General features: G+C 53.6%; 17 protein-coding genes. 6 read left to right on the forward strand and 11 right to left on the reverse strand.

Annotated elements, in window-relative coordinates:
* The first annotated feature begins 157 nt into the window (after positions 1-157).
* Positions 158-1891: an arginine--tRNA ligase gene (gene argS / locus C2U53_RS24765; protein ID WP_044257623.1), complete on the forward strand. Its 1734-nt coding sequence runs from the start codon at positions 158-160 to the stop codon at positions 1889-1891.
* Between the two features lie 47 nt (positions 1892-1938).
* Here argS and C2U53_RS24770 read toward each other — a convergent pair whose 3' ends face one another.
* The 5 genes from C2U53_RS24770 to flhB all read right to left on the reverse strand — a co-directional run bounded on the left by C2U53_RS24770 (position 1939) and on the right by flhB (position 8546).
* Entirely contained in the window at positions 1939-3078 is a 1140-nt protein-coding gene (locus tag C2U53_RS24770) for a glycoside hydrolase family 105 protein (protein ID WP_104446614.1), read from the reverse strand.
* Between the two features lie 4 nt (positions 3079-3082).
* A complete protein-coding gene (locus tag C2U53_RS24775) occupies positions 3083-4666 on the reverse strand; it encodes an MFS transporter (RefSeq protein WP_043000347.1) in 1584 nt (527 codons plus the stop codon).
* A 262-nt stretch (positions 4667-4928) separates the two neighbouring features.
* Complete coding sequence (flhe, locus tag C2U53_RS24780) at positions 4929-5321, reverse strand: flagellar protein FlhE (protein WP_043000346.1); 393 nt, start codon at positions 5319-5321, stop codon at positions 4929-4931.
* Positions 5321-7399 carry a flagellar biosynthesis protein FlhA gene (flhA, locus tag C2U53_RS24785; RefSeq protein ID WP_104446615.1) on the reverse strand — a complete coding sequence of 693 codons (2079 nt, stop codon included), beginning with the start codon at positions 7397-7399 and terminating at the stop codon, positions 5321-5323. Before flhA ends, flhe begins: the two co-directional genes overlap by 1 nt.
* Positions 7392-8546, reverse strand: a complete 1155-nt coding sequence (gene flhB / locus C2U53_RS24790) for a flagellar biosynthesis protein FlhB (RefSeq protein ID WP_043000344.1) — start codon at positions 8544-8546, stop codon at positions 7392-7394. The genes flhA and flhB overlap by 8 nt, the downstream gene beginning before the upstream one ends.
* Before the next feature lie 466 nt (positions 8547-9012).
* Between flhB and C2U53_RS24795 the strand changes: the two genes are divergently transcribed.
* From C2U53_RS24795 to C2U53_RS24810, 4 genes are all read left to right on the forward strand, one after another.
* Positions 9013-9558, forward strand: a complete 546-nt coding sequence (locus C2U53_RS24795) for a fimbrial protein (protein WP_228530439.1) — start codon at positions 9013-9015, stop codon at positions 9556-9558.
* 91 nt (positions 9559-9649) lie between these two features.
* Positions 9650-10342 (forward strand): molecular chaperone, encoded by a 693-nt coding sequence (locus C2U53_RS24800; RefSeq protein WP_044257621.1) that lies wholly within the window; start codon positions 9650-9652, stop codon positions 10340-10342.
* Between the two features lie 81 nt (positions 10343-10423).
* A complete protein-coding gene (locus tag C2U53_RS24805) occupies positions 10424-12901 on the forward strand; it encodes a fimbria/pilus outer membrane usher protein (protein WP_246876139.1) in 2478 nt (825 codons plus the stop codon).
* Positions 12891-14072 carry a fimbrial protein gene (locus C2U53_RS24810; protein WP_043000340.1) on the forward strand — a complete coding sequence of 394 codons (1182 nt, stop codon included), beginning with the start codon at positions 12891-12893 and terminating at the stop codon, positions 14070-14072. The genes C2U53_RS24805 and C2U53_RS24810 overlap by 11 nt, the downstream gene beginning before the upstream one ends.
* A gap of 39 nt (positions 14073-14111) precedes the next feature.
* On the opposite strand, the gene cheZ is transcribed toward C2U53_RS24810, so the two are convergent.
* From cheZ to tar, 6 genes are read right to left on the reverse strand one after another with little or no spacing between them, the layout of a single operon-like run.
* Complete coding sequence (gene cheZ, locus C2U53_RS24815) at positions 14112-14756, reverse strand: protein phosphatase CheZ (protein WP_043000339.1); 645 nt, start codon at positions 14754-14756, stop codon at positions 14112-14114.
* Positions 14757-14766: 10 nt separating this feature from the next.
* A complete protein-coding gene (cheY, locus tag C2U53_RS24820; RefSeq protein WP_043000338.1) occupies positions 14767-15156 on the reverse strand; it encodes a chemotaxis response regulator CheY in 390 nt (129 codons plus the stop codon).
* Between the two features lie 17 nt (positions 15157-15173).
* On the reverse strand, positions 15174-16223 hold the full coding sequence (locus C2U53_RS24825; RefSeq protein ID WP_043000337.1) for a chemotaxis response regulator protein-glutamate methylesterase: 1050 nt from the start codon (positions 16221-16223) through the stop codon (positions 15174-15176).
* Complete coding sequence (gene cheR / locus C2U53_RS24830) at positions 16220-17086, reverse strand: protein-glutamate O-methyltransferase CheR (RefSeq protein WP_043000336.1); 867 nt, start codon at positions 17084-17086, stop codon at positions 16220-16222. Before cheR ends, C2U53_RS24825 begins: the two co-directional genes overlap by 4 nt.
* Before the next feature lie 19 nt (positions 17087-17105).
* Positions 17106-18707: a methyl-accepting chemotaxis protein IV gene (gene tap / locus C2U53_RS24835; protein WP_043000335.1), complete on the reverse strand. Its 1602-nt coding sequence runs from the start codon at positions 18705-18707 to the stop codon at positions 17106-17108.
* Positions 18708-18751: 44 nt separating this feature from the next.
* Entirely contained in the window at positions 18752-20413 is a 1662-nt protein-coding gene (tar, locus tag C2U53_RS24840) for a methyl-accepting chemotaxis protein II (protein ID WP_044264796.1), read from the reverse strand.
* A 332-nt stretch (positions 20414-20745) separates the two neighbouring features.
* Between tar and C2U53_RS24845 the strand changes: the two genes are divergently transcribed.
* Positions 20746-22014 carry a dicarboxylate/amino acid:cation symporter gene (locus C2U53_RS24845; RefSeq protein WP_044327049.1) on the forward strand — a complete coding sequence of 423 codons (1269 nt, stop codon included), beginning with the start codon at positions 20746-20748 and terminating at the stop codon, positions 22012-22014.
* The last annotated feature ends 10 nt before the right edge of the window (positions 22015-22024 follow it).

The raw sequence follows: 22024 nt of genomic DNA on the forward strand, positions 1-22024 counted from the left end.
GGTATGCATGCTTATGCACTCCTTTAACGCTTATTTTCTGTACGCGCTTACGGCTGCGCAGTGCTGACGCAGGGGGGCATTTGCAGTATACTCCCGCCCTTAATTCTTAAACTGGTGCGGTAAACATCAACCCGCTTCATCAACGTAAGGTATTCCGGTGAATATTCAGGCTCTTCTCTCAGAAAAAGTCAGTCAGGCCATGATTGCTGCAGGCGCGCCTGCAGATTGCGAACCGCAGGTTCGTCAGTCAGCAAAAGTACAGTTCGGCGACTATCAGGCCAATGGCATGATGGCAGTTGCTAAAAAACTGGGTATGGCTCCACGACAACTGGCTGAGCAGGTGCTGACTCATCTGGATCTGAACGGTATCGCCAGCAAAGTTGAAATCGCGGGCCCTGGCTTTATCAATATCTTCCTCGACCCGGCATTCCTGGCGGAACATGTGGAACAGGCGTTGACCTCCGATCGTCTCGGCGTGACTAAACCGGCGAAGCAGACGGTGGTTGTCGATTACTCCGCGCCAAACGTGGCGAAAGAGATGCACGTCGGCCACCTGCGCTCCACCATTATCGGTGACGCCGCCGTGCGTACCCTTGAGTTCCTCGGCCACCACGTTATTCGCGCCAACCACGTCGGCGACTGGGGCACTCAGTTCGGCATGCTGATCGCGTATCTGGAAAAACAGCAGCAGGAAAACGCCGGTGAAATGGCGCTGGCGGATCTCGAAGGTTTCTATCGTGAAGCCAAAAAACATTACGACGAAGATGAAGCCTTCGCCGAGCGCGCCCGTAGCTACGTGGTAAAACTGCAGGGTGGCGACGAATACTTCCTGCAGATGTGGCGCAAACTGGTCGACATCACCATGTCCCAGAATCAGATCACCTATGACCGTTTGAATGTAACCCTGACCCGCGACGATGTGATGGGCGAAAGCCTGTACAACCCGATGCTGCCGGGGATCGTGGCCGATCTGAAAGCCAAGGGTCTGGCCGTCGAAAGCGAAGGCGCCACCGTCGTATTCCTTGATGAGTATAAAAACAAGGAAGGCGAACCGATGGGGGTCATCATTCAGAAGAAAGATGGCGGCTATTTGTACACTACCACCGATATTGCCTGCGCCAAGTACCGTTATGAAACATTGCATGCCGATCGCGTGCTCTATTACATCGACTCCCGTCAGCACCAGCACCTGATGCAAGCGTGGACCATCGTGCGTAAAGCCGGTTACGTGCCTGACGCCGTGCCGCTGGAACATCACATGTTCGGCATGATGCTGGGCAAAGACGGTAAGCCGTTCAAAACGCGCGCAGGCGGTACGGTGAAACTGGCAGACCTGCTGGACGAAGCGCTGGAACGCGCCCGTCGTCTGGTGAGCGAGAAGAACCCGGACATGCCGGCAGACGAACTGGAAAAACTGGCCAACGCCGTCGGGATTGGCGCGGTGAAATACGCCGATTTGTCCAAAAACCGCACCACCGACTACATCTTCGACTGGGATAACATGCTGGCCTTCGAAGGCAATACCGCGCCTTACATGCAGTATGCCTACACTCGTGTGCTGTCGGTATTCCGTAAATCCGGTCTGGATGAAAATGATCTGGCGAACGCGAAGGTACAGCTCAGCGAAGATCGCGAAGCGCAGCTGGCTGCCCGTCTGCTGCAGTTTGAAGAAACGCTAACAGTTGTTGCGCGTGAAGGGACGCCGCACGTAATGTGTGCCTACCTGTATGACGTCGCCGGTCTGTTCTCAGGCTTCTACGAACACTGCCCAATCCTGAGCGCAGAAAACGAAGAAGTTCGTAACAGCCGCCTGAAACTGGCGCTGCTGACGGCGAAAACGTTGAAGCTCGGTCTGGATACTCTGGGTATCGAAACCGTAGAACGCATGTAAGCGATAAACAGAACCCGGCAAATGCCGGGTTTTGTTTTTTCAGGCTATCAGAAATACTTCCGCAAATACTCCGTCAGACACAGCATCGCCATCGCCTGGCCATAGGGCATGGAAGTCAGCGGAATCGCCCGGTAGAAGTCGAGATCGTGGCCCATGCCCGTACCGAAAGACGTTTGCAGCAACTCCCCTTGCGGTGAAATGTTCCGCACAATTCCACGAATCGCTTTTTCCGCCACCTCGGCATAGTCCGCACTGACATAACGCTTGCGCACCGCTTTTAAAATTCCGTAGGCAAATCCTGCGGTAGCGGAGGCTTCCAGGTAGGACTGCGGATCGTCAAGCAGCGTGTGCCACAACCCGCTTTCATCCTGACAGTTCGCCAGCGCAGCAATCTGCGCATTTAGCACCTGTACCAGATAGCGGCGCACGGCGTTATTTTCTGGCAGGTCCACCAGTTCGAGGAAGTCCGGGATCACAATGGTCAGCCAGCTATTGCCGCGTGCCCAACGGGCACTGGCAAAGTTATGATGCCCGTCGTAATTCCAGCCGTGGAACCACAGGCCGGTCTCCCGGTCCATCAGATTCTGTACGTGCAGCAAAAACTGATAGGTCGCCTCTTCCACATATTCAGGACGCTTAAGCAACTTACCGATTTTCGCCAGTGGCAGCACCGTCATCATCAGGGTGTCATCCCACATTTGCTGATGGTTCTCTTCCGCCAGCGTGATGTGCTGCATACCGCCGTGATCGGTGCGCGGCATCTCATACATCGCCCATTCCGCCCATGCGTCAAGCCACGGCAGATAAGCGGGATTACGCGTCTCCTCGTAGCGATACGCCAGAGTCAGAAATGGTGCCATCGTGTTGACGTTTTTGGTGGTGGTCCCTTCGGCAAAACGGTCAGCAAACCAGTTGTCGATGATGTCGCGTATCGTTTCGTCGCCGGTCTGCTGGTAGTACTGATACATCCCGTACAGCCCGACGCCGTGCGTCCATTCCCATCCTGCCCAGCCTTTGGTGTCTATCACACGTCCGTCGTCCAGGCGCAGCAGAAATTGACCCGTCTCGTCCTTAATGTTCACCAGATTGGTCGTCACCGTCTGAATTAACGCTTTCAGCGCTTCCCGTGAGATAAACCGTTCCGGCTGACGCAGTAACGAGCTATGTTTGACAGGCCAAACCTTCATATCTTTACCCTCTGTGATAAGTCGAATTCCATATCGCAGCCTGCTTCAGTGAAGGAGCCGCGGGTTTATTACGATTCAGGTAACCAATATTGTTGTTACCCCAAAGTGATTCATACGGCAGCCCGGCAAGCATCTCGACGGTGGCGCGTGCCTGTGGGGTAATACTTTCCGGCATTGTGCGACCGGATTCGCGCATTTTCACCGTCTCTTCACGCAGCGTGCTGTGGGTCTGCAAATTCAGTTTAAAGCGCAGGGAGACCAGGAAGCCGCAGGCCAGCACCAGCAGCGTACCGCAACTGAGAATCAACAGAATGGTATGGCTGACCGCTTCAGGCTGCGTGCTCTGCCCTGAAACAAAGCCCGACATTTGCATGACAATCCCAACCAGCATCACCGCCCCTGCCTGCGACGCTTTACGCGTCAGGGTCATGATCCCGGCGAAGATCCCTTCGCGGCGCTGACCGGTAATGACTTCATCGACATCCGCAATGTAGGTGTAGGTGTTCCACGGAACGTAGTTGATACCACCGCGGCCCAGCCCCGCCACCGCAGAAACCAGCAGCAACAGAGAGTAGATGTCGCTCAATCCCGCGTAGTAAAGCACCGCGTAAGAGAGCGAGCTCAGACCGAACAACACCACGACCATTCGATAGGACGGCGCGGGCCCAAAACGGATGCACAACGGGATCATGGCAATAACCGCAATGAACTGGAAAATCGCCATCGTACCGAGCAAATTCGACGCCATTGACGCTTCCTGCATCAGGACAAACACCACATAGTAGGTAAAGACGGCGTTGAACACGTCCTGCGCGATGTAACCGCCGAGATACATCCCCAGATGTTGACGGAAAATCTTAATCCGCAGTGTGGAACTCAACTCTACGAACAGGCGGTTCATGCTCTGGCTGAACGTCAGGCTCTTTTTCTCTTCTTCCGCCCGCAGCGCCGCTTCCGTCCACTCTTCACGCGGGCGTTCCCAGGTAAAGAACCAGACAAAAGTCAGCATCAGTGCGCACAGCACTGAGAACACCAGGCTTGCATAAAAGAAGGAGATGGGGTTGTCCTTGCCGAAGGCGGTTAACAAAATGCCGGGCAGGAAAGAGGCCAGAATGGCGGACATTTGCGCCATTCCGATACGCGCGCCGGAAAACTTGGTTTTCTGTTTGAAATCATCGGTCATCTCCGGCACCAGCGTTTCGTAAGGCACCAGAATCATGGTATAGACGATATCAAACAGCAGATAGGTCAGCAGGTAATACCAGAATCCCATGTCCCCTACCCACATCAGTGAATAGCTGAATACACATGGGATCCCCAGCAAGATAAAGAATTTACGCCGACCAAAGCGTTTACCGAGCCAGGTGGAACCGAAGTTATCGGTCAAAAAGCCCATCAGCGGACTGACGACAGCATCAAGCACCCTTGCAGCCGCAAAGATGAAGGTCGCTTCGATAGGAGAAAGCCCGCAGAACGTCGTATAGAAATAGAGCAGCCAGGCTGCCGTGAGCGCCGTGGTGCCTGCTCCCAGAAAATCGCCTGAACCATAGGCGAAATAATTCACCAATCCAATTTTACGTGTTTTCATTGCCGTTAACCCTGCAAATGGTTGGGGGACTCCCGGCCGTTTGGCTGCGCCAAAGGAGTTCTTACACGGCTACAGTAAGAGCTTACAAAGTGGGATACCTTTTCGTTTTTGCCACCGGTGAGATTGAAATGGCAAAAACGCAAAGAGACCGGCAACGCGTGTCACCGATTTATAAAACAGCGTTTCTTTTCAATCAAAAGGCAAGGTCAAAAATGAGAGTCAGGCAGCAGTTTAGCGTACTGCCTGATGAGGAGAATAACCGTTAACGATAGTTCACAATCACCTGATTGCTCTGAACTTTTAATGCGGGAATTAAGCGACCACCGCCGGGGACTTCCCAGATGAAACGCAGGGGTTCAACGGCAGGCACGTTGTTAAATGCCTGCGTGGTGCCGCTCTGCCCTTCTATCTCTACACAGCGTGATTGTGAACATAAGCGCACGCGTAAACCGGCAGGCGTCGGGCCATTCAGTTCATATCGCCAGGCGACCAGCGTCATCAGACCGGAGACGGGCTGGCTGGATGAAAGCGGCGACGACGAGGCCGCCACGCCGCGATGATTCAGGGTTATGCCGATACTACTGGCCTGCCACGCCCCTTCCCCGGCAGCCTGTACCACCAGCGGGAAAAGTAACAGCCAAAGCAGTTTGCGCATTATTTACCTCCAATGGTTGCCGTCATGCGGATGTTACGGTTATCGGACAGCTCCATGTTCGACAGCACCACCAGTTGCGGCAGGCTGCGGCGCAGGAAGCGCGACAACAATGGACGCAACGCATGGTTAACCAGCAGCACCGGCGGCGCACCCAGCATTTCCTGGCGGGACAGCGCCTCCTGAGTTTGCGCCAATAGTCGATCGGCAAGGCCGGGTTCCAGTCCCCCACCGCCCTGGAGTGCCTGCAGCAGCAGGCGTTCGAGCGCGGTATCGAGACCAATCACGTTAACTTCATGATTACCCGGGAACCACTGCTGGGTGATGGCGCGCCCCAGCGCCACGCGAACCACCGCCGTGAGTTCATGCGGATCGCTCTGCAATGGCGCATGTTCCGCCAGCGTTTCCAGAATAGTGCGCATATCGCGAATTGGCACTTTTTCGTCCAGCAGGTTCTGCAACACTTTATGCAGCGTGGTCAGGGTCACCACGCCCGGCACTAAATCTTCGGTCAGCTTCGGCATCTCCTGCGACACGCGATCCAGCAGTTGCAGCGCCTCCTGGCGACCGAACAGTTCAGCCGCATACTGACCAATCAGATGGTTCAGATGGGTGGCGACTACTGTACTGGCCTCCACTACGGTAAAGCCCTGAATCTGCGCCTGCTCTTTTAAGGCACTTTCAATCCAGATCGCGTCCAGTCCAAATGCCGGATCCACTGTCTGTTCGCCGGGTAATGTCCCCGCCGCCGTGCCTGGGTTTATCGCCAGCCAGCGTCCCGGATAGGCGTCGCCGCTGCCAATCTCCACCCCTTTCATCAGGATGCGGTAATGCGCAGGTTGCAGATCCATATTGTCGCGGATATGCACCACTGGCGGCAGAAAGCCCATGTCCTGGGCGAACTTTTTACGGATACTGCGGATACGACCCAGCAGTTCGCCGTCCTGCTGAAAATCGACCATCGGGATCAGGCGATAGCCCACTTCCATGCCGAGAGAGTCTTCCAGTTGCACGTCGTTCCAGGTGGCTTCCACCACCGAGTTGTTTTCCGGAACTTTAGTCGGTTGTGGCTCGACAGGCGCCTTCTGCTCACGTCCCCGGATCCACCAGGCCAGTCCCAGCAGCGCGGCGGTAAACATCAGGAACACCAGGTTTGGCATGCCCGGCACCAGGCCCAGCAGACCCAGAACCGCGGCGCTCAGCAACATCACGCTCGGATTACTGAACAGTTGCCCGACCATCTGCTCGCCGACGTCCTGATCGGTACTGACGCGGGTGACGATGACGCCCGCCGCGGTTGAAATCACCAGCGCGGGGATCTGCGCCACCAGACCATCACCGATTGTCAACAGGGTATAGCTTTCCGCAGCATGCCCCATGCTCATCCCATGTTGCAGCACCCCCACCAGCAGACCGCCCACAACGTTAATCACCATAATCAGAATACCGGCGATGGCGTCGCCACGAACGAACTTACTCGCACCGTCCATTGAGCCATAGAAGTCGGCTTCCTGAGTCACTTCAGAACGACGCTTTTTCGCCTCATCTTCACCGATAAGGCCGGCATTAAGGTCGGCGTCAATCGCCATCTGTTTACCCGGCATCCCGTCAAGAACGAAGCGCGCGCCCACTTCAGCGATACGCCCGGCACCTTTGGTGATAACCATAAAGTTGATGATGACGAGAATAACAAACACCACGATGCCGATAGCAAAGTTACCGCCGACCAGGAAGTGACCAAACGCTTCAACGACCTTGCCCGCCGCCGCCGCGCCAGTGTGCCCTTCCATCAAAATAATACGAGTGGAAGCCACGTTCAGCGCCAGACGCAGCAGCGTAGTGAACAGCAGAATGGTCGGAAACGCGGCAAACTCCAACGTGCGCTGGGTGAACATCGCCACCAGCAGCACCATAATCGACAGTGCGATGTTAAAGGTAAACAGCAGGTCAAGGATGAACGCCGGCAACGGCAGGACCATCATCGACAGGATCAGCAGAATGAGGATTGGCCCGGCAAGGATCTGCCACTGCGTGGTTTTCATGTTGTTGGGCAGGCGCAGCATCGCAACCAGATTAGCCATCGGTAGTCTTCTCGTTCATAAAATCCAGGGCTTCAGGCACTGGAAGATTTGCAGGTTGTGGTGGACGTTCCCCACCGGCGAGCCGCCAGCGTTTAAGCTGCCACACCCAGGCCAGCACTTCCGCGACGGCGGCGTACAGTTGTCCGGGGATCTGCTGACCAATCTCAGCATGGCGATAAAGCGCACGCGCCAGCGGCGGCGCTTCAAGGGTGGGAATTTTGTTCTCGGCACCGATCTCGCGAATGCGCAGGGCCACAAGTCCGGCCCCTTTCGCCACGACTTTCGGCGCGCTCATCTTATTTTCGTCGTATTGCAGCGCCACCGAATAGTGAGTCGGGTTGGTGACGATGACATCGGCATTAGGGACATCACTCATCATGCGTCGACTCGCCGCCTGGCGCTGCATCTGCCGGATACGCCCCTTCACATGAGGGTCGCCTTCATTCTGTTTAAATTCGTCACGGATATCCTGGCGTGACATGCGTAATTTTTTCAAATGGCTCATGATCTGGAAAATCACGTCGAATCCGACCATCGGGATCACCCCCAGCACCACCAGCAGCGCACACAGCCCAACGAGATCCAGCGCATTGCCCATCGCCGCGCGCGGTGACTCCGCCATCAGGCGCATCATCTCCGGCCAGTTATGCCACAGATACATCGCCGTCACGCTGCCCACCAGTGTGGATTTCAGAATGGCTTTCAACAATTCCGCCCCGGTCTGCGCGGAAAACATGCGTTTGATGCCTGGCAGCGGATTGAGCTTGGAAAATTTGGGTTGCAGTGATTTACCGCTGAAGACCAGACCGCCAAGCAGAACCGGCGAGATCAGCGCCACCAGCACCACGCCGGTAATCAGCGGCAGCAGCGCGATCATCGCTTCTTTAATCAGCAGAATAATTTGCCCGAGGATCAGATTAGGATCATTGACCATGCTGTGGTCAAAACGCAGTCCTGCCGACAACATGCCCGATAACCGTCTGGCCAACGACTCACCGCCAATCCAGATAATGCAGACGCCCACCAGCAAAATCAGCAGTGAGGTCAGTTCTCTGGAACGGGGGATCTGCCCCTCTTCCCGCGCTTTCTCAAGTCGGTGGGGTGTGGGGGCTTCTGTTTTGTCGTCGTTGTCGTTTTCGTCTGCCAAGGAACGCGCTCAACCCAGATTGTCTTTGCGTTATGATGACAGTATCTTCATCCGGGCAATGGCTTAAAAAGACCCTGTAAACTGGTCTTTTTAAACCGTTGATAACCTTTAAGCGCGAAATCTTCAATGTCTGGTTATGGCTTTACTGCAAGATGATATTAACATTTAATTACAATCATTAATAATTAAACATTATATTTTTAATATAAATTTATCATTACAACTTTTTTATCGTTAAAACATAGCACCATTATCAATAAATATAAATCAACTTATATTCATGCGGACCATGTATAAACAACAATATTTCCTTCCCGAGCTTAATTATTTCACTTCAAGAATTAAAAAACGGACTTTCGAATAACGAATTTCTGTGTATACTGCACTATACCCTTAAGGGTTATATCTCAAAGATATACTTTTTTTCAATTGATACGCCAATTTTATTTACATGGGGAATAAGACAGTGAAAAGGAACATTTTTGTTTGCCTGATTTTGGCGCTGTCAACTTCAACCGCTGTTGCGGCGCCAGAAGATAATGCAGGGACAATCCACTTTACAGGGGAAATCATTACGCCGAGCTGTGTGATTGTCGGCGACAGTGGTACCACTTATAACGTGCCGCTGGGTACTTATCCGACATCTTACTTTACATCTGTAGGCGTTGAAACCGACCTGGTTCCGGTGATTATTTCGCTTAGCAGCTGCCCGATGGCAAGTGATGGATTATCAAATGTTCAGCTCACCTTTAATGGTACAACGGTTGCGAGCACAACGGATAAACTGGCCGTCTCCGGGGCAGGTGGCATAGGTATCGTGCTCAGCGAAGAAGGGCATACAGATACTCTGATCAAACTTGATAAGTCGGACGGGCAAGTCTTTATCCCATTGCCAGCCGTTGCATCAGACACTATTTCAACCACTCTGCAGGCCCGTTATAAATCTGTCTCTTCAACAATAACCGCAGGTGCGGCCGATGCCGATTTAACAATTAATATTCTTTATAGGTGAAGCTAAAACATTTCCTCGCGTGTTATTAATGATAAGCTTAATAACACGTCCAGGATAGTTTCTAACATGTGCGTGCATTAAAAGGAATTATATGCGTACTCCTTTGCTCATCTTTTTTATCACGACTTATGCATTTACCGCTTTCAGCCATGCGGCAGGTATCCAGGTGGGACGCACACGTATTATCTATGATGCAAGCAAGAAAGAAGCTGCATTGACGCTGACCAATACAGAAAAAGAGCTCCCTTGGCTTATTCAATCATGGACAGACACTGGCGATGGAAAAACACGGGGTCCGTTTATTGTCACCCCCCCATTGTTCCGGCTCGATCCGCAAAAAGAGCAGAACTTACGTATTACCTGGTCGGGTAAAGCGCTACCCACCGATCGTGAATCCCTGTTTTATATGAACGTTCGCACCATCCCGGCCACCGCCACTGATGATTCGACAAAAAACGTCTTACGCCTTATTTACAAAACCAGGCTAAAACTGTTCTGGCGTCCGGTGGGATTAAAAGACGCTCCTGTAGAAGCCTGTAAGCATCTTCAATTCAGCCAGCGCAATGGGCAGATCTCTATTACTAATAGCGGGGAATATTACAGCGTTTTCGATACCCTACGGGTTAATGGCAAGTCAGTGACAGCCGTCGAAATGGTGGCCCCTAAAGCCAGCAACACATTTCCCCTTGCTAACGCCACTGTGGGTTCGAAGGTAGCCTGGCGTTGCATTACCGATTATGGCAATGCAACCGCTGAATTTACCGCCAGTTTAACGCAGAAATAGTGGTAAGCAATGGCTGCTAAAGGACTACACCTGTCCCCTCCTTTGCTTCGTTTCCCCACTCTCATCAAAGGATTGAGTGGTTTGCTCCTCGTTGCAGTAAGCCATGTGTCTGCACGGGAGTATTATTTTTCTCCTTCAGCTCTTGAGGGGGATGAGCTATCACAGCAGGATATCGATCTCTCTCTCTTTTCCAAAGCAAATGGCCAGTTAGCTGGCACGTATCGAACCAAAGTATCCATGAATAAGCGCTACATCGACGATAAATTGATTGCCTTTATCAATGATAAATCTGGAGCGCTACAACCGAGCTTAACGCCAACGCAGTTGCGGCAATGGGGTATTCGCGTCGATGCATATGCTGAACTGGCGAAATTGCCAGTCGATGAGCCACTTGAGAAACCTCTAGGGGACTATATACCCTTTGCTGCCGTTAAGTTTGAATTTAACACGATGACATTGTTCATCAGTATGCCGCAAGCAGCTATTGATGAACACTATGGTGATAAGGCCGCAGAATTAATGTGGAACGACGGTGTGCCTGTACTTTTCACCAACTATGCGTTCTCTGGCTCAGAGCGTACCGGGGGCGAGTCGTCCCGCTATTCCAGTCAATATCTTAACCTGCAAAGCGGCGCCAATCTCGGCGGCTGGCGACTACGCAACTATTCAACGTGGAATCGTTCCGATGAGACGCAAACGTGGCAAACCATCAATACCTGGCTGCAACACGACATTCGTTCTTTAAAAGCCCAGTTTGTCGCTGGCGAAAACAGTACCCGTGGGGAAATCTTTGACAGTATCCAATACCGCGGCATCAACATAGCTTCTGACGATCAAATGCTACCCTTTAACCAGCGTGGATTTGCCCCAATTATTCGTGGTATCGCAAGTTCTAACGCCGAAGTCTCGGTGCGGCAAAATGGATATATCATCTACCAGGCCAACGTCGCACCGGGTGCGTTTGAAATTACTGATCTCTACTCCACCAGCAATAGCGGCGATCTCGAAGTTACCGTTAAGGAAGCCGATGGAACCGAGCATCATTTCACCCAACCCTATTCAAGCGTCGCTATCATGCAGCGTCCGGGGAGTATTCGCTACGAAGGCACCCTCGCCCGTTTTCGCGCAGACGATGCACATGCAAGCCATACCCCCCTTTTTGCTCAGGGTAGCGCCATTTATGGTCTGAATAACTTTCTGACATTGTTTGGTGGCGTGACCACTTCGTCGGATTACCAGGCGTGCGATCTCGGTACAGGCATGATGATGGGTGAGTTCGGTGCTATTTCAACCGATGTGGCCCTGGCCCGCGCGAATCTGGATAACAACGAGCAGCATAACGGACAGTCCTGGCGTTTGTTGTATTCCAAACAGTTTGAATCAACAGACACCAACCTAACTCTGGCGAACTATCGTTATTCGACCAGCGGTTATTACACGTTCGCCGATGCAAACCAAAAATATGATGCAAGCGATATCAACTGGTCTTACCACTACAACAAACGTAGCAGGATTCAGATTAACCTTGCCCAGAGCCTGCTGGACAGTAATGTTTACATCTCTGGTTATCAACAGGATTACTGGAAGACCCGCAATAAAGAGCGAAGCATCACCTCAGGCATCAATCGGATGATCGGCGGTGTCAGCCTCAATCTGGCTTATACCTATAGCAAAACCAGCGATCAGCCCGGCGATCAGATGCTATCTCTGAGTTTTAACCTGCCGCTTTCTCAATGGCTGCCTAAAAGTTGGGCCAGCTATAATCTCAGCACCAGCAAGCAAGGGAGCACCACGCATAACGTCGGGCTTAATGGCACGTTACTGGATGACGATCGCCTCAGTTATTCTTTTCAGCAGAGTCGGACTAACTACAACGGAGAAGACAGCAGTAGCATCTACAGCAGCTATCGTTCACCCTATGCCAACCTCAACGCCGGATACGCTTATGCATCCGATAGCTCTCAGCAACTGAGCTACGGACTCAGCGGTGGCATTGTCGCTCATCCGGCTGGTATCACACTTTCTCAGCCCTTAGGCGATCAATTCGCCATAGTCAGCGCCAAAGGTGCGTCTGGCGTGCGTTTTGTCAATCAGCGCGGCATTCAAACCGACCTTTTTGGCAACGCCGTCATCCCTTCACTGACGCCCTATCAGGAAAACGTTATCCGCGTCGATACGACCAGTTTGCCGTCTGATGTGGATACGGATGCCACAGCGATGACAGTGGTGCCAAGTCGCAACGCCGCCGTTAGCACACAATTTGCGGCGCATATCGGCTACCGGGTTCTGGTTTCGCTCAGCCGTCCTGATGGACGCGCCATTCCCTTTGGCGCAGTCGCCAGTGTGGACAACCTCTCCCTCAGCGGCATCGTCGACGATCGCGGCGTGCTCTATCTCGCCGGCGTCGGCGAAACTATCCCCCTGACCGTGAAATGGGGCAGCTCAGCAGAACAGATCTGCCATGCTGAGGTTACACTCCCCCCCTCTTCTGACACTGCTCCCGGTGGTATTCGCCAGGTCAGTGCGCTCTGCAAGCCGGAGACAAACCATGCAGAATAAAAAAAAGGCCTGCCTTATTCGCCGTCTGGTATTGAAACACGCTCTGATGGTGACATTCCTGGCTTTTATGACCAGCACTCAGGCGGCCACAGTCGTATTAACCAACTGTTTTCCACCTCCGGTGGACTACAGCGCGACTGTCAACGTGGAGATCCCTGCTGAAAATAATCAAGCAGGACAAGTTATCGGCAATGATGCTGATTATCATCTGGTTGCACAAGGGCCATCCGTGGTTGCCAACTGCGCCTGCCCGAAGGGGATGAACACATCCTCAGGCACTTACGTATATGAAATCACCGCAGCGGGAAGTCCGTTACCCTCGGGTACAGTGGGATATGGCTATCTGACCGAACATTTCGATGTCGATGTCACGGGCTACACCGATGCCATAAACTCACCCGATGGAACTGGCTTAACGCCAATCAATATTGATAGCTACCCAACGCCGTTCACTAGCATGAAAAGGAGTTCAGAAACGATAAAACCGAGTGAAGGGACCAAAGATGTTTGCAGCGATTCAACGCGTCCTTCCGGCGGCAGCAGTATAAAGCGGGAGTTTAAGTGGAATGTCGCCGTGCTCACCCTTTATGTTAAGCAAGCCATTTTGGGTGAAGAAATCATCCCTGAAACCGTTATTGCGCAAAGCTACTCCTGCCTTTCGACCGGAAACTATTGTGCCAGCACCGACATGCAGCTTGTGTCTAATTTAAGGCTGTCAGGTAAGCTCAGCGTCCCGCTCAGTTGTACGATTAACGCTGGCAGCACCATAGAAGTTGAACTGGGCAATATTGTTACTTCACAGTTCTTTTCACCCGGTGAGCCCCCGACAAGTTATACGCTCAGGGACGTCGATATCTCTTACCATTGCGACGATCCCGCAGCAGCTAACAGCGGGAAAATTAAACTGACACTCAGCGCCGATCAGGGTGTCGCTCCGGGCAGCAACAGCCTGATTGCCAAAATGCAGGGCCGGGATGATGTCGGCGTACGAATGTTTGATCAGAATAACGGAAACGTTGTGCTGGACGGTTCAGTCGACTTACCGGTCACGATGGACGAGCAGGGCAACGGCATAATCATAATGAAAGCGGCCCCAGTTAGCACCACGTCGACTAAACCAGAGCCGGGTCAATTTGAAGGCAACGTTACCGTGAAGATGGATCTCCGCTAACCGTGTGATCACCCAGCTTTCGCTGGGTGCTACTGTTTCTCAAAAACCTAAGCTGTCGAGCAGGTCGTCCACCTGGTCCTGGCTGGCGACAACGCCCGCTTTGGTCGCATCGACCTGCGGACCATTCAGCAGGCTTTCACTTTCGCGTTTGGGTCGAGAACTCTGCTCCGGAATATTTTCCAGTAGTACCATCAGCAGCTGACGTTCAATCTCCTGAATCACATCCATCATGCGTTTAATCACCTGACCGGTCAGATCCTGGAAGTCCTGCGCCATCATGATGTCAAGCAACTGTGCGTTGGTGAAACTGGTATGCCCGGGCACATCGCCGAGGTATTTTCGAGTGTCTGTCACCAGCTCGCGGGCGTCAGAGAGCTCAATCGGGTTTTCAAACCACTCGTCCCAACGCTTGCTCAGCGCCTTCGCCCCTTTCTCCATCTCGTCCTGATGCGGCTGAGAAGCCTCAACGCTGTTCAGGGCGCGCTCAGCCGCCTGCGCGGTCATCTGTACTACATAGTCCAGACGGTCACGGGCATCAGGAATGGCTTCTGCCGCTTCGGCAATCGCCTGGTCCAGTCCCAGTTCGCGCAGACTGTCACGCAGCATACGGGTCAGGCTACCAATGCGGGCAATGATATCCCCGGCAGAATGTTCATCTACGGGTTTAATCTGTGGTTGCATCATGGTCAGCCCCTTACATGCCCAGTTTCTCAAAGATTTTATTGAGTTTTTCTTCCAGCGTCGCCGCGGTGAACGGTTTCACTACGTAGCCGCTGGCCCCGGCCTGCGCCGCGGCAATGATGTTCTCTTTCTTCGCTTCTGCCGTGACCATCAGCACCGGCAGTGAGGACATTCCGCTGTCCGCGCGAATGGTTTTCAGCAACTCGAGACCGTCGATGTTCGGCATGTTCCAGTCGGAAATGACAAAACCAAACCCACCTGCCTGCAGTTTATTCAACGCATCCGCGCCATCTTCGGCCTCTTCCACGTTGTTAAATCCCAACTCCTTAAGCAGGTTACGCACGATGCGACGCATGGTGGAAAAGTCATCCACAACCAAAAACTTAAGCTCTTTATCCGCCATAAAAAATTACTCCTGATTCAAATACGTATTGCCTGTCCGGCACTGATTTTCGCCAGCATCTGCTGGCTAACCTGACTAAGATCGACCACTTCGCTGACGCCACCCATATTGATAGCTTCGCGCGGCATGCCGAACACCACACAACTTGCTTCATTTTGCGCAATCGTCCAGGCGCCCGCCTGGTGCATCGCTAACATTCCGGCGGCGCCGTCGTTGCCCATTCCCGTCAGGATCACCCCGACGGCGTTGCGCCCCGCATGAATCGCTACCGAATGAAACAGCACATCCACCGACGGCCGGTGCCGGTTAACCGGCGGACCGTCATGAATTTTGATTTGATAGTTTGCCCCGCTGCGTGCCAGTTCCATGTGTTTATCGCCCGGCGCAATGTAGGCATGACCCGGCAGAACACGCTCGCCGTCCTCCGCCTCTTTCACGGTTATCTGACACAGCTTGTTCAGACGTTCAGCAAACGAGCGGGTAAAACCGGGCGGCATATGCTGCGTAATAATGACCGCCGGACTGGAGAGCGGCAGCGGTTGCAGCACATGGCGAATTGCCTCGGTGCCCCCCGTCGAGGCGCCAATCGCAATCAGTTTTTCCGAACTGAGCAGCGGTCCCGCCTTTAAGGTGACCGGCGCCGCAAGCGGTTTATGGGCTGTCAGACGTGCGCGTGACGCCGTGCGCACTTTCTCCGCAATCATCTCGCTGTAGGCCAGCATCCCTTCGCGGATCCCCAACTGCGGCTTGGTGACAAAATCGATCGCCCCCAGTTCCAGCGCCCGCAGTGTCACTTCCGAGCCTTTCCCCGTCAGCGACGACACCATCACCACCGGCATCGGACGCAGTCGCATCAGCTTTTCAAGAAAATCGAGGCCGTCCATCCGCGGCATTTCGACGTCCAGCGTCAGCACGTCAGGGTTATATTTCTTGATTAAATCCCGGGCGACGAGCGGATCGGGTGCGGTTGCCACCATCTCCATGTCGCTATAGCTGTTAATAATTTCGGTCATGATTTGACGCATCAATGCAGAATCATCGACCGACAACACCCTGATTTTACTCATGCTTTACCCTTACTTAGCGCATAAACCGTTTGCCCGCGCAGGCTAAAGTCGCGCACGAGGTTACTAAAGTTCTCTGAATGCCCGGCAAACAGCAGACCATCAGGCTTAAGAAGAGGGACAAAACGGCGCAGAATGTCCTGCTGCGTCGTTTTATCGAAATAGATCATCACATTGCGGCAGAAAATGGCGTCGAACGGTCCCGGCACGTTGTACTGCTTATCGAGCAGGTTAATCACGGAAAACTCGACGTGGCTTGCCAGTTCCTGACGTACACGCACCAGCCCATCATGAGGACCGGTTCCGCGCATGAAATAACGCTGGAGCTGCTGCGGCGACAGGGTCTTCAGTTCGTCCAGGCGATAGATCCCGCTACGGGCCTTTTCCAGCACTTCGGTATCAATATCGCTGGCGAACACCTTCCAGCGCCCTGGCGCCATGCCCAGCGTATCGGCCAACGTAATGGCGATACTGTACGGCTCTTCACCGGTCGATGCCGCGGCGCTCCAGACCCGGTATTCGCCGCTGTGACGACGCGCGCTTTCCGCCAGTACCGGGAAATGGTGCCCTTCGCGGAAAAAAGCGGTCAGGTTAGTGGTCAACGAGTTGATAAAAGCCTGCCACTCTGCGCTGCTTTGATTCGCTTCCAGCACGCTGAGATAGTGACCAAAATCATCCATTCCCAGCGTACGCAGGCGACGGACCAGGCGGTTGTAAACCATGTCCCGCTTGTGGTCCGCCAGCACGATCCCCGCACGCTGGTAGATTAATTGACATATCCGACGAAAGTGCGCGTCGGACAGCGCAAGGCGCTGGGTCATCTGTAACAATAATGACGTTTGCCCGTTGGGCAGAGATGATGTCATAGCGCCTTCTCAATCACATTCAGGATACAACGGGCACAGCCTGCGGCGGTGCCGATTCTTGGTGTGTTACCACATGCTCTTCAAGTTTGAATACTGCTACACGGGCTGACAGCGTGTCGGCCTGATGCGCGAGTTGCCCGGTCGCGGCGGCGGCTTCTTCCACCAGCGCGGCGTTCTGTTGTGTCACCTGATCCATCTGGGTGACGGCCTGTGCCACCTGCTCTATTCCTCTGCGTTGTTCGTCTGACGCCGAGGCAATCTCGCCCATGATGTCGTTGACCCGGGTGACCGAGCTGACGATTTCCGTCATGGTACGGGCAGCCGTATCGACGAGTTGCGATCCCTGGTGGACGCGGTTCACCGACTCTTCAATTAACCCTTTAATCTCTTTTGCTGCCTGGGCGCTGCGGCTCGCCAGGTTTCGTACTTCTCCGGCAACCACAGCAAATCCACGCCCCTGCTCACCAGCACGCGCCGCTTCGACCGCCGCGTTGAGCGCCAGAATATTGGTCTGGAAGGCGATACCGTCTATCACCCCGATAATGTCGCCAATCTTTTGCGAACTGGCGGCAATCGCCTGCATCGTACTGGCGACTTTGGTGGTCTGTTCGCCGCCGGTTTTCGCCGTATCGGCGGCGCTTTTTGCCAGCCCGGAAGCCTGGCGCGCATTGTCGGCGTTTTGACCGACGGTAGCCGTTAACTGCTCCATGCTGGCCGCCGTCTGCGCCAATGACGCCGCCTGCTGCTCGGTGCGTGAGGAGAGATCGTTATTACCCATCGCGATTTCAGAAATCCCGGTGTGCATCGCCAGACTGCCCTGACGCACGTCGCTGACGGTTTCCCGCAGCGCCTGTTGCATCGCCTTCAGGCTGGCAAAGATCGCCGAAATCTCATTACGCCCGTAAACCGCAATCGGCCGCGCCAGGTTGCCCTCGGCAATGCTGTCAAAATGACTGCCGATAATCGCCAGCGGCTGGACGATCATTTTGCGCGACCAGTACAGCGCTCCGGTGGTTAACAGCGCGGCAATAATGACCATGCTGATAAAGATCGCTGCCGACATGTGATAGTTGTTTTTGCTCTGTTGCCCAGCCACCACCAGCACATGGTTAATGTTCTGCTGCCAGGCGTTAAAGTTCACATCAAAGGCATCCTGTGACGCCTGCACTGGCGCGGTCAGAAAGTCTGACAACTGGTTGTTTTCAAGCCAGGTGGCCTGATGTTCCAGATCGCTGTGCCACTGGGTGAAGCTTTTCTCCGTTGCGTCCTGCAGCGCTTTGCCCGATTCCGTATTCGCCTCGATAGCCTTGAAGCCATTGAACAACGTGGCGGACTGCGCCAGGCTTTCGCGCGCGATAACCATCAGGCTTTTGATGTCATCGGGCGGATAGCTCAGCGCCGTTAATGTCCCGGCCTTGTTGAGGGCGGTACTCGCCTGTAATAAAACGGCGCGCGTTTGTGCCAGCGCCGCGCGTTGCTGATTACTCTGCTCGACCTGATTCAGGCTCTGAAAACCGTCCCGAAATGCCCAGAAAGACAAGCCATTACTGCCAATCTGCAATACACCGCAGAGGATCAAAATCAAAAACAGCGTGGTCGAGATTCGAATACGATTAAACATCAACGCTCCCATCAGGCGGCAACGGCCGCAGTGTTAAATTTCGGTCAAAATGTTTCCCAGTTAGTATCGTGCTCCATGCTTAACGAGGGCTTCTGCGCGCTGCGGGGCGCGTCTGCAGAAGTCCGTTCTTCTTTGGTTTTTACCGCATAAGGACGCGCGGCAAGACGAAATGCGGAGACCGCCATCGTCAGTCGGCTGGCCTGTTCTTCCAGCGCGGCCGCAGCGGCTGCGGATTCCTGGACCAGCGAGGCGTTTTGCTGCGTCACGCGGTCCATTTCAGAAACCGCCAGCGCCACTTGATCGATGCCACGGCTTTGTTCATCAGAAGCAGAGGCAATTTCGCCCATAATGTCGGTCACGCGGGTCACCGCATTGACGATATCGTTCATGGTCTCGCCCGCGCTTTCGACCAGCACGGAGCCGGTATCCACGCGCGAAACGGAATCTTCAATCAGCGCTTTGATCTCTTTTGCCGCCTGCGCACTGCGACTGGCCAGATTACGTACCTCACCGGCGACCACCGCAAAGCCACGCCCCTGCTCACCTGCTCGCGCGGCTTCCACCGCGGCGTTCAGCGCCAGGATATTGGTCTGGAAGGCAATACCGTCGATAACGCTGATAATGTCGGCAATTTTCTTCGAGCTACCGGCAATTTCATGCATCGTTTTAACGACGTTATCCACCACTTTGCCGCCGTGCTGCGCGGTTTCCGAGGCGCTCTGCGCCAGTTGCGACGCTTGTCGGGCATTGTCGGCGTTCTGTTTCACCGTCGCGGTTAACTCTTCCATGCTGGCCGCCGTCTCTTCCAGCGCCGACGCCTGTTGTTCGGTCCGCGATGAAAGATCGGTGTTGCCGGTGGCGATTTCCGTGGTACCGGCGTAGATGGCATCGGAGCCTTCGCGCACCTGGGTGACGGTGTCTACCAGCGAGCGCTGCATGTGATCGACGCTACCAGCCAGTTCGCCAATTTCATTACGTCCGGCAACGGTCAGCGTGTTGGTCAGGTTACCGCCGGCGATTTCACGAATATGAGCGATGACGCTGGCAAGCGGGTTGAGCAGGGTGTGACGAATGCCGTACCACACCACCACCAGGATCAGCACCAGCACCACCGCCAGAATGGCGAGTTGCCACTGCGCAAACTGGTAGTCGCGCGCGCTTTCATCAAACGCCTGGCGATAGAGTTTTTCGCTGACGCTGGCGTACTTGCTCTTCGCGTCGCCGAGCCCGTTTTGCATTCCCTGCGTCGGTTGCGCGAAAAAGGCATCCATGTTGCCGCTTTCCAGGAACTGCACCAGTTCGGTTAAACCGGCAAAATAGTTCTGGTATTTTTCGTCCACATTGTTGCTGACCTCCACCATCTCTGGCAGCGGATCGATAGCTTTAAATCTGGCGTAGTGCTCTGCCGCCTGAGCGAGGGAATTTTTCGCGCTCTTCAGCAGATCGTTTTTTGCACTACTCTGCTGATTGTTGGCGTCCATCATCATGCGTGCAGAGGAACGACTGAGGTTGATACGTGTTTGCAGCATCAGATCCCATGTCGAGGTCAGTTCACTCTGCTGTTGGCGTAGATCGTTGGAAATAACAAAACTTTTTTGATTCTGCTGTAAAGACGAAAACAGCAAACCACCAGAGACAAGCTGTAGCAGTGCGAAAACCCCCAGCACCATCATCAGCATTGTGACAACGCGGATACGGTTAAACATAAGGCACCTTCCTGAAAACGAGTTAACAACGTTATCGGCACCCTTGATAAGAACTTTACGTTTGCGAAAGGGAAATCCAGGTCAGAAGGCGATATCCACTCCACCCTGTCACTGAGATGGCAGACGCGTGGCTGGCAGTCACAGACGTTTATGCTATCCCGTGCTAAAAAGTACGCGGTCATGAATACAACAAAATAAGCAAATAATAAAAAAAAGTTGTAACCCACGACGAATTACTCCAGGTTAGGTAGGAAATGATTTGGCGTAATTAAATACATAAAACATATGTATCGCTGATAAAAAATTGTTAAATTCAGCCCGAGGGATTTTTAGTGGCAAATGCAAATAAACTCACGATATTCATCGTGATTTTCATGCTGGCAGGTATTGTGTCAGGTGCGGTTATTCACTCGTATACATCCGAAAGCGTCATTGCCGCCTGGTCGGATAACATCACCCTCCTCACCGACATCTTCTTACGTTTAATTAAGATGGTTATCGCCCCCCTGGTGTTCAGCACTCTGACTGTGGGCATTATGCGTCTTGGCGAGACGTCCACCATCGGACGTGTGGGCGGCAAAGCGATGATCTGGTTCATCAGCTCTTCTATTCTTTCCATTCTGGTGGGCCTTTTTATTGTCACCCTGGAACAACCCGGCAGCGGACTCAATCTGGCTATCCCGAAAGAAGCCGTGGATACCGGTCTCGCCGTCGGCGGGATGAGCCTGAAAGGTTTCCTGTCACATACCATTCCTACCAGCATTGCCGGTGCGATGGCCAATAACGAAATTTTGCAGATTGTGGTGTTCTCGATGTTCTTCGGGATCGGCGGCGCGTCGTTGGGCGAAAAATTCAATACCCCGCTGGTGGCGGCGCTGGACGTGGTTTCCCACATTATGTTGAAAGTGACCGGCTACGTGATGTACGTCGCCCCGCTGGCCATTTTTGCCGCCATCTCCTCGGTGATCGCCACCGAAGGATTGGGCATTTTGCTCAACTACGCCTCGTTCATTGGCGGTTATTACGTGGCAATTCTGATGACCTGTCTGGTGTTGCTGGCAGTGGGATATCTGGTACTGAAAAAAGAGGTGTTTCGCCTGCTTGGTATGCTCAAGGATCCGGTTCTGGTGGCCTTTACCACAAGCAGTTCTGAAGCGGCCTATCCGAAAACGCTGGAGCAACTGACGACATTTGGCTGCTCGCGCAACATCGTCTCTTTCGTGCTGCCCATTGGTTACTCGTTCAACCTGGTCGGTTCAATGGTTTACTGCTCTTTTGCGTCGATGTTTATCGCGCAGGCCTACAACATTCATCTGTCGTTTGCTGAGATTAGCGTCCTGATGCTCACGCTGATGCTGGCGTCAAAAGGTATTGCCGGCGTTCCGCGTTCCGCGTTAGTGGTGCTGGCGGCAACGATTCCGAGCTTTAACATTCCGGTCGCCGGCATTTTGCTCCTGATGGGTATCGACCATTTTCTCGACATGGGCCGTTCCGCCATTAACGTGTTAGGTAACGGTATTGCGACGGCGATGCTGGCACAAAACGAAGGCTTACTGGAAGAGAGTGAGGAGGAGGCGGTGTCACAGCAGGTCGGAGCATAACGGTTGACTG

The organism is Citrobacter sp. CFNIH10, assembly GCF_002934585.1.
Lineage (GTDB): Bacteria > Pseudomonadota > Gammaproteobacteria > Enterobacterales > Enterobacteriaceae > Citrobacter_A > Citrobacter_A amalonaticus.

Bases quoted from the DNA above. Each gene is read 5' to 3' on its own strand.
- C2U53_RS24770 (WP_104446614.1), bottom strand. From the start codon at position 3,078: ATGAAGGTTTGGCCTGTCAAACATAGCTCGTTACTGCGTCAGCCGGAA.
- C2U53_RS24775 (WP_043000347.1), bottom strand. From the start codon at position 4,666: ATGAAAACACGTAAAATTGGATTGGTGAATTATTTCGCCTATGGTTCA.
- flhe (WP_043000346.1), bottom strand. From the start codon at position 5,321: ATGCGCAAACTGCTTTGGCTGTTACTTTTCCCGCTGGTGGTACAGGCT.
- flhA (WP_104446615.1), bottom strand. From the start codon at position 7,399: ATGGCTAATCTGGTTGCGATGCTGCGCCTGCCCAACAACATGAAAACC.
- C2U53_RS24800 (WP_044257621.1), top strand. From the start codon at position 9,650: ATGCGTACTCCTTTGCTCATCTTTTTTATCACGACTTATGCATTTACC.
- C2U53_RS24810 (WP_043000340.1), top strand. From the start codon at position 12,891: ATGCAGAATAAAAAAAAGGCCTGCCTTATTCGCCGTCTGGTATTGAAA.
- cheZ (WP_043000339.1), bottom strand. From the start codon at position 14,756: ATGATGCAACCACAGATTAAACCCGTAGATGAACATTCTGCCGGGGAT.
- cheY (WP_043000338.1), bottom strand. From the start codon at position 15,156: ATGGCGGATAAAGAGCTTAAGTTTTTGGTTGTGGATGACTTTTCCACC.
- C2U53_RS24825 (WP_043000337.1), bottom strand. From the start codon at position 16,223: ATGAGTAAAATCAGGGTGTTGTCGGTCGATGATTCTGCATTGATGCGT.
- cheR (WP_043000336.1), bottom strand. From the start codon at position 17,086: ATGACATCATCTCTGCCCAACGGGCAAACGTCATTATTGTTACAGATG.
- tap (WP_043000335.1), bottom strand. From the start codon at position 18,707: ATGTTTAATCGTATTCGAATCTCGACCACGCTGTTTTTGATTTTGATC.
- tar (WP_044264796.1), bottom strand. From the start codon at position 20,413: ATGTTTAACCGTATCCGCGTTGTCACAATGCTGATGATGGTGCTGGGG.